The following is an 8,153-nucleotide window of genomic DNA, read 5'->3' on the forward strand; positions in this document are numbered from 1 at the left end:
AAGGCTGGACCGAGGAGCCACTTCCTCGCTAGTTTGCGCGGCGCGATCACCGAATTGAGGAGGCGTACCCGTGCCCCTGCCGCCCCTAACGCCCGAGCAGAGGGCCGCCGCCCTCGAGAAAGCCGCGCTGGCTCGTAAGCAGCGCGCGGAACTCAAGGAGCGGTTGAAGAAGGCGGAGACCACTCTGGCCGCCGTCTTGCAACAGGCCGAGGCCGATGAGGTCGTTGGCAAGATGAAGGTTTCGGCTGTTCTGGAGTCGCTTCCCGGAGTTGGGCGCGTGCGCGCCCAGAAGATCCGAGAACGGCTCGGGATCAGTCCGACCCGCCGGCTGAGAGGGCTCGGCGCGAAGCAGCGCGCCGCGCTCCTCGAGGAGTTCGGAACGGCCTGATCCGGCGGAGTGGGAAATCCACTCCGGCAACCGGAGTAGGGCCTTGGCGGGACGCGGCATCACCGGGTGAGTGGTCTCACTCACGTACTTCTGGTGAAGCCGCGGGACCTTCCGAGCGGATCGGGGGTCGGTATTCTTTACCGGCCCTCGATCCGTAAGTCCATGGGAAACAAGTCCCATCCTGGGGTCGTCCGCAGGCGGATGACCGCTGTGCGGCAGCCGTCCCGGAGGCCCTAGGGTTGTGACCGTGGGACTCACTGTGCTGTCCGGGCCATCCGGAGTCGGGAAGGGGACGGTCGTTGCGGCCGTCCGCGAGCGTCATCCCGAGGTCTGGGTCTCGGTCAGTGCCACCACCCGGGCTCCCCGGCCCGGGGAGACCGACGGTGTCGAGTACCACTTCGTCGACGCCGAGGAGTTCGCCCGGATGGTCAAGTCCGGTGAGTTCGTCGAGCATGCGATGTTCGCCGGGCACGCCTACGGCACCCCGCGGGGTCCACTGCAGGAACGGCTCGCCGACGGCGTCCCGTGCCTGCTGGAGATCGAACTGCTCGGGGCCCGCCAGGTGCGTTCGGCGATGCCGGCCGCCCGGTTCGTCTTTCTCGCTCCACCCACGTTCGAGGAGCTGGTGCGGCGGCTGACCGGCCGGGGGACCGAGTCACCCGAGGTCATCGCCCGCCGGCTGGACCGGGCTCGCATCGAGCTCGCGGCCGAGACGGAGTTCGACCACGTGGTCGTCAACGACGATGTTCGGGCCGCGGCCGCGCGGTTGGTAGCATTGATGATCGGCTCTTAGGTGCCGGTCCGCTCGGACCGCGCCGCGAAGCCGCACTTCATGCGCTTGAACCCGGGCACAGGAGTCTCGACGCCTGTGCCCGGGTGCACAGTCCGGACGGCTGCTGCCGCTCCGGACATCCACCCCGGAAGGACATCGTGGCCGGAACCGTAGCCCACCCCGAAGGCATCACCAACCCGCCGATCGACGAGCTGCTTGAGGCCACCGACTCGAAGTACAGCCTGGTCATCTACGCGGCCAAGCGGGCCCGCCAGATCAACGCCTACTACTCGCAGCTCGGCGAGGGCCTGCTGGAGTATGTCGGGCCGCTGGTCGAGACGACCAACGCCCAGGAGAAGCCGCTGTCGATCGCGCTGCGCGAGATCAACGCCGGCCTGCTCACCCATGAGACGGTCTCCGACAGCCTCCCGCCGGTCGCCTGACCCGGCCGTGACCGACGAGCCCACCGGCGCCGCGGGCGCCTCCGCCCGGCGGCCCCGGGTCGTGCTCGGGGTGGCCGGGGGCATCGCCGCCTACAAGGCGGTCGAGGTGTTGCGTCGGTTCACCGAGTCCGGGCATGAGGTGCGGGTCGTGCCCACGCCGTCCGCGCTGCGTTTCGTCGGGGAGACGACCTGGGCGGCATTGTCCGGCAACCCGGTCACGACCGATGTGTGGAGCGACGCCGACGAGGTGGCCCACGTCCGCATCGGGCGAGAGGCCGACCTCGTCCTCGTCGTCCCGGCGACCGCGGACCTGATGGCCCGCGCGGCCGCCGGGCGGGCCGACGATCTTCTCACCGGGACCCTGCTCACGGCGACCTGCCCGGTGGTCTTCGCGCCGGCGATGCACACCGAGATGTGGCAGCATCCGGCCACCCGGGCGAACGTCGCCACCCTGCGAGCCCGGGGCGCGGTGGTGCTCGACCCGGCTGTCGGCCGGCTGACCGGCGCTGATTCCGGGGCCGGTCGGCTGCCCGAACCGGCGGAGATCGCCGCGCTCGGCATGGCGGTGCTCGCCCGCGGGGCCGACGGCGTCCGCCCGGACCTCGCCGGCCGGCACGTGCTGGTCACCGCCGGGGGCACCCGGGAGTACCTCGACCCGGTTCGTTTTCTCGGCAACGCCTCCAGCGGGCGCCAGGGCTACGCGGTGGCGCGGGCGGCACTGGCCCGCGGCGCCTCGGTGACGGTGGTCGCGGCCAACGTCGCCCTGCCCGAGGTCGCCGGGGCGCGCACGATCGCGGTCACCTCCGCCGCCGAGTTGCGGGAACGGGTGCACGAGGTGGCGCCGTCGGCGGATGTCGTCGTGATGGCCGCCGCAGTCGCCGATTTCCGGCCGCAGGCAACCCAGGCGTACAAGATTAAGAAAGAATCCGCGGCGCCCGACTCCATTGCTCTGGTGCGAAACCCTGACGTGTTGTCCGAGTTGGTGGCGAACCGTCACCCCGGGCAGCTCCTGGTCGGATTCGCCGCCGAGACGGGCGGCCCCGACGGCGGGGTTCTCGACCACGCGCGGGCGAAACTCGCCCGCAAGCCCGTCGATCTCCTCGTCGTCAACCAGGTCGGCGCCGGGCTCGGGTTCGAGGTGGCAGACAACGCCGCGGTGGTCCTGGCCGGCGACGGTAGCCAGACGACCATCGAGCGGGCGAGCAAGGACCTGGTCGCGCACCGGATCCTCGACCTCGTGGTGGCGTTCCCGATCGGTCACGGCGATGCAACGGCCGGCGAGGCAGTGCGGGTACCTGTGCGGGCCACTCGGTAAGCTTCGTCGAAATCAACCGGATCTCCCAGGGGGTTAGACCAGTGGCGACGCGCCTGTTCACGTCCGAGTCCGTCACCGAGGGGCATCCGGACAAGATCGCTGACCAGATCAGTGACTCGATCCTCGATGCAATGATCAAGGACGACCCGAAGAGCCGGGTCGCGGTGGAAACGCTCATCACGACGGGCCAGGTGCACGTCGCCGGTGAGGTCACCACCAAGACCTACGTCGACATCGCCGCGGTCGTCCGCGAGCGCATCCTGGAGATCGGCTACGACTCGTCGAAGAAGGGGTTCGACGGCGCCTCCTGCGGCGTCAGCGTCTCCATCGGCGCGCAGTCCGCGGACATCGCCCAGGGCGTCGACACCGCCCACGAGTCCCGCGTCGAGGGCTCCGTCGAGGACGAGCTTGACCGTCAGGGCGCCGGGGACCAGGGCCTGATGTTCGGCTTCGCCTGCGACCAGACCCCCGAGCTCATGCCGCTGCCGATCGCGCTGGCGCACCGCCTCGCGCGGCGGCTGTCCGCGGTCCGCAAGGACGGCCAGGTCGGCTACCTGCGCCCGGACGGCAAGACCCAGGTGACCATCGAGTACGCCGACGGCAAGCCCGTCCGCCTCGACACGGTCGTCGTCTCCACCCAGCACGCCGCCGACATCGACCTCGACACGCTGCTCGCGCCCGACATCGCCGAGTACGTCGTCGAGCCGGAGCTGGCACTGCTCGACATCTCCACCGAGGGCCGCCGCCTGCTGGTCAACCCCACCGGCCGCTTCGAGATCGGCGGCCCGATGGGCGACGCCGGCCTGACCGGTCGCAAGATCATCGTTGACACCTACGGCGGGTACGCCCGCCACGGCGGTGGCGCCTTCTCCGGCAAGGACCCGTCCAAGGTCGACCGCTCGGCCGCCTACGCCATGCGCTGGGTGGCCAAGAACGTGGTCGCCGCCGGCCTCGCCAGCGCCTGCGAGGTGCAGATCGCCTACGCCATCGGCAAGGCGCACCCGGTCGGCCTGTTCGTCGAGACCTTCGGCACCGGCACGGTTCCCGAGGAGCAGATCCAGGATGCCGTGACCCAGGTTTTCGACCTGCGCCCGGCGGCCATCATCCGTGACCTGGACCTGCTGCGCCCGCTCTACGCCCAGACCGCCGCCTACGGGCACTTCGGCCGCCCCGAGCTCGATTTCACCTGGGAGTCCACCTCGCGCGCCGAGGCGCTCCAGCGCGCGGTCAAGGGCTGACGCCTCGGCCGGCGCCTCGGCCGGCGCAGCCGCAGCCGAGGCGCCTGTGTGACCAGGCGGGGCCGCGGGCCGGCCGATCCTGTCGGCGGGACCTGGTACTAATGCCCACATGACCGAGCGGCCCGACACGATCCCCGGCCTTGGCCCGGGGCCGGCCGGGCCGCCGCGGCCCGGCCGGGGCTCGGGCTCGGGTGCGCGAGGTGGCTCGAGGCGGGCCCGCGGTCCTGGCGCGCCGGCCCCGCCGGCCGCAGAGTTGCCCGTGGCCAGGGTCGCGGTCGACACCCCGCTGACCCACCTCGACCGTCCCTTCGACTACCTCGTCCCGGCCGATCTCGCCGCGGCGGCGGTGCCCGGCTCCCGGGTCCGGGTCCGCTTCGCCGGCCGGCAGGTCGACGGATTCGTCCTGGAGCGGCTGGCGGCCTCGGAGCACCCCGGCCGGCTCGCCCCGCTGGAGCGGTCGGTCTCGCCGGAGCCGGTGCTGTCCGAGTCGATCGCCCGGCTCGCCCGCACCGTGGCGGACCGCTACGCCGGAACACTGGCCGACGTCCTTCGCCTCGCCGTCCCACCCCGCCACGGCCGTACCGAGACCGCCCCCGTGCCGCCGCGAACCGCCCCCGTGCCGCCGCGAACCGCCATCATGCCGCCGCGAACCGCCACCGCGATGCCCGAGGCCGCTCCCGGCGAACCGGCGGCCGCTCCTTCCCAGCCGAAGACTTCTCCGCCGGAGACCACCTCCGCCGAGCCGGGGGATTGGGTGCGCTATCCCGCCGGACCGTCGATGCTCGCGGCGCTGGCCGCCGGCCGGTCACCGCGTGCCGTGTGGTGGGCGCCACCCGGCCCCGCCTGGCCGGCGATGATCGCCGCCGCGGTCGGCGCCGCGGTGCGGTCGGGCCGCGGTGCGGTCGTCGTCGTTCCCGACCACCGTGACGTCGATCGGGCGGAGGCCGCGCTGGTAGAGGTGGTCGGGCGTGAGATCACCGTCGCCCTGCGGGCCGACCTCGGCCCGTCCCGCCGCTACGGCGCCTTCCTCTCGGCTGCCCGTGGGCAGGCCCGGGTCGTGGTGGGCACCCGGGCCGCGGTCTTCGCCCCCGTGACCGACCTCGGCCTGCTGGTCGTGTGGGACGACGGGGATGAGCTGCACGCCGAGCCGCTGGCCCCCTACCCGCACACCCGCGACGTCGCCGTACTGCGCGCCCGCCAGGACGGCTGCGCACTGCTGATCGGTGGCTTCTGCCCGACAACGGAGGCCGAGGCGCTCGTCCGCGGCGGCTGGGCCCACCCGCTGGCGCTGCCGTTGCTCGAGGTCCGGGCGCTCGCCCCCCGCGTCGAGGCGACCGGTTCGGACCACGAGTACGCCCGCGATCCCGCCGCCCGCGCGGCGCGGCTGCCCTCCCTCGCGGTCCGCACGGCCCGCCAGGCGCTGGCCGCCGGAGCCCCGGTGCTGGTCCAGGTGCCCCGGCGCGGTTACCAACCCTCACTGGCGTGCGCGGACTGCCGGCGTCCCGCCCGCTGCCGGCACTGCCAGGGCCCGCTGGGCCGGTCTTCCGGCGCCGGCGTGCTGACCTGCCAGTGGTGCGGCCGTCCCGTGCCCGCCGCCCCGGGTGGGGCGGTCGAGGCGGTCGGGGCGGCGGTCTGGCGGTGCCCGTCGTGTTCGAGCGAGCGGCTGCGGGCCTCGGTGACGGGGGACCGGCGCACCGCCGAGGAGCTGGGCCGGGCCTTCCCCGGCGTCCCGGTGCGGACCTCGGGCCGCGACGGCGTGCTCGCCACCGTCCCCGCGGAGCCGGCGCTCGTCGTCTCCACCCCCGGCGCCGAGCCGGTCGCCGCCGACGGGTACGGCGCGGTGCTGCTCCTCGACGGCTGGGCCCTGCTAGGCCGTCCCGACCTGCGGGCCGCCGAGACCACCCTGCGGCGCTGGGCGGCGGCGGCGGCGCTGGCCCGCCCGGCGCCACGCGGCGGCCGGGTCATCGTGTCCGCCGACGCGGGGCTCCCGGTCGTACAGGCCCTGATCCGCTGGGATCCCGCGACCTTCGCCGCCCGGGAGGCCGACGAACGCGCCGAACTCGGGTTCCCGCCGGCAACCCGGATGGCCACCGTGGAAGGCAGCGCCGCAGCCGTCGCCGAGCTGCTCGCCGCCACCCACCTGCCCGAGGGCGCGGACCTGCTGGGCCCCGTGCCGCTGCCGCCCGCGGCCGGGCCCGTGCTGGGCGGCAGCCCGCGAGCCGGCGGGCCGGGCGAGGTGAACGAGATTGAACGCCTGCTCATCCGGGTGCCCCGCGAGCACGGCGCGGCCCTCGCCGCCGCCCTGCACGCAGCCCGCGGCGTCCTCGGCACCCGCCGGAGCACCGCCGGCCTGCGCGTCCAACTCGATCCGCTCGTCATCGGCTGACGGCGAGCCCGTCACCGCCGAGTGCGGCCCGCCACGGCCCGGGCCCACTGCCGCCCGCTTCCCCGCCAGACTGCTTCCCCGCCCGACTGCGGCCAGATCATGCCGAGGGTTAGCCACGGTTTCAGTGCCGAAAACCGCGGCTAACCCTCGGCACGGCTCCGTGCGTGACTGGTCACAGAAGGATGCGCGAGGGGTGGCGCCCGATGGGCGCGCCGAACGTGGGGCGGCCCCGACCCCGCGGGCATCGCCGGCCGAGCTGGGGGCATCACAGTGTCGGCCCCGCAGAGGTGAGGAACGGGCCAGCGACAGCGTAGCGACACGAGTAGGACCGCCAGCTCGTCGAGTCCTCGAGACAACCCCGTCCGCCGCCGAGGCCGACCGTCCGTCACAGCGGTGGCCGCCCGCGATACGGTCGGGCAGCGGCAGGCCCGAGGACGCCGCCCGTGTCCCCGCCCGCGGGCGACGGCGGACGGTCCCGGGCCAGGCCGAACAGCTCGGATCATGCCCCCCGTAGACGGCCGCGGCGTTCGTAGGGCGTCGCGGCGGATCGGTGCTCGCGTATGCGTCTAGTTTTTGCCGGCACACCGGCGGTCGCCCTGCCCAGCCTGCGGGTGTTGATCGACAGCCCGCGCCACGACGTGGTCGCGGTCGTCACCCGCCCCGACCGGCCCGCCGGCCGGGGCCGGAAGATCAAACCGCCGCCCGTGCACCTGCTCGCCGACGAGGCCGGCATCCCGGTGCTCAGCCCGGAGCGACCGCGTGACCCGGACTTCCTCGCGGCGCTCACCGAGCTGGCGCCCGACTGCTGCCCGGTCGTCGCCTACGGCGCCCTGCTGCCCCGGGAGGCCCTGGCGATTCCCCACCAAGGGTGGGTGAACCTGCACTTCTCGCTGCTGCCGGCCCACCGCGGCGCGGCCCCGGTGCAGCGGACCGTGCTGGCCGGCGACGACCTCACCGGCGCCAGCGTGTTCCAGATCGAACCGGCGATGGACTCCGGCCCGGTGTTCGGCGTCGTCACCGAGCGGGTCCGCCCCACCGACACCTCCGGCGACCTGCTCGACCGGCTCGCGGAGTCCGGTGCGCACCTGCTCGCCGCGGTCATGGACGGCATCGACGACGGAACCCTGCAGGCCGTGCCCCAGCCCGCCGAGGGAATATCGTTCGCGCCGAAGCTGACCGCCCAGGATGTGCTGATCGACTGGACCCTGCCGGCGGTCGCCGTGGACCGGCTGACCCGGGCGGCAACGCCCGCACCCGGCGCCTGGACGATGTTCCGGGACCGGCGGCTCAAGATAGGTCCGGTGCGCGTCGGGGCGCAGAACGCTCCGGACGAACTGGCGCCGGGTCGGTTGGCGGCGCTCGCCGACGGCACGGTCGCCGTGGGCACCGGGACAGGCCCGGTGCTGCTCGGCGAGGTGCGGCCCGAGGGCCGAGGGCCGATGAAGGCCGCCGACTGGGCCCGAGGGGCGCGCCTGACCGGCGAGGACGTCCTGCTTGCGCCGGCTGGGGCACCCGCCGGCAGTGGGGGAGCCGCATGAGCCCGGCCGGATCCCCTGGCACCCGCGGGGCCCGCCCGCCCGCCGCCGTCGACCGGCCCCGCGGGTGCCAGGG

The 8,153-nt window shown here is 74.0% G+C and carries 7 protein-coding genes; all 7 read left to right on the plus strand.

Going from position 1 to position 8,153, the window contains the following annotated elements:
- Positions 1 to 70 precede the first annotated feature (70 nt).
- The 7 genes from mihF (at position 71) to fmt (ending at position 8,080) form a co-directional block, all read left to right on the plus strand.
- Positions 71 to 388, plus strand: a complete 318-nt coding sequence (gene mihF / locus NBZ85_RS03990) for an integration host factor, actinobacterial type (RefSeq protein WP_261554319.1) — start codon at positions 71 to 73, stop codon at positions 386 to 388.
- A gap of 247 nt (positions 389 to 635) precedes the next feature.
- The gene (gene gmk, locus NBZ85_RS03995) at positions 636 to 1,181 is read left to right on the plus strand and encodes a guanylate kinase (RefSeq protein WP_261554320.1); all 546 of its coding nucleotides are present in this window, start codon (positions 636 to 638) and stop codon (positions 1,179 to 1,181) included.
- Between the two features lie 137 nt (positions 1,182 to 1,318).
- The gene (gene rpoZ / locus NBZ85_RS04000) at positions 1,319 to 1,603 is read left to right on the plus strand and encodes a DNA-directed RNA polymerase subunit omega (RefSeq protein WP_009742799.1); all 285 of its coding nucleotides are present in this window, start codon (positions 1,319 to 1,321) and stop codon (positions 1,601 to 1,603) included.
- 7 nt (positions 1,604 to 1,610) lie between these two features.
- Positions 1,611 to 2,918, plus strand: a complete 1,308-nt coding sequence (coaBC, locus tag NBZ85_RS04005) for a bifunctional phosphopantothenoylcysteine decarboxylase/phosphopantothenate--cysteine ligase CoaBC (RefSeq protein ID WP_261554321.1) — start codon at positions 1,611 to 1,613, stop codon at positions 2,916 to 2,918.
- Positions 2,919 to 2,959: 41 nt separating this feature from the next.
- Positions 2,960 to 4,156, plus strand: a complete 1,197-nt coding sequence (metK, locus tag NBZ85_RS04010; protein WP_261554322.1) for a methionine adenosyltransferase — start codon at positions 2,960 to 2,962, stop codon at positions 4,154 to 4,156.
- Positions 4,157 to 4,265: 109 nt separating this feature from the next.
- On the plus strand, positions 4,266 to 6,542 hold the full coding sequence (locus NBZ85_RS04015; protein ID WP_261554323.1) for a primosomal protein N': 2,277 nt from the start codon (positions 4,266 to 4,268) through the stop codon (positions 6,540 to 6,542).
- A gap of 560 nt (positions 6,543 to 7,102) precedes the next feature.
- Positions 7,103 to 8,080 carry a methionyl-tRNA formyltransferase gene (gene fmt, locus NBZ85_RS04020; RefSeq protein ID WP_261554324.1) on the plus strand — a complete coding sequence of 326 codons (978 nt, stop codon included), beginning with the start codon at positions 7,103 to 7,105 and terminating at the stop codon, positions 8,078 to 8,080.
- Positions 8,081 to 8,153 lie beyond the last annotated feature (73 nt).

Source organism: Frankia tisae, from assembly GCF_025403405.1.
GTDB classification, from domain to species: Bacteria; Actinomycetota; Actinomycetes; order Frankiales; family Frankiaceae; genus Frankia; species Frankia tisai.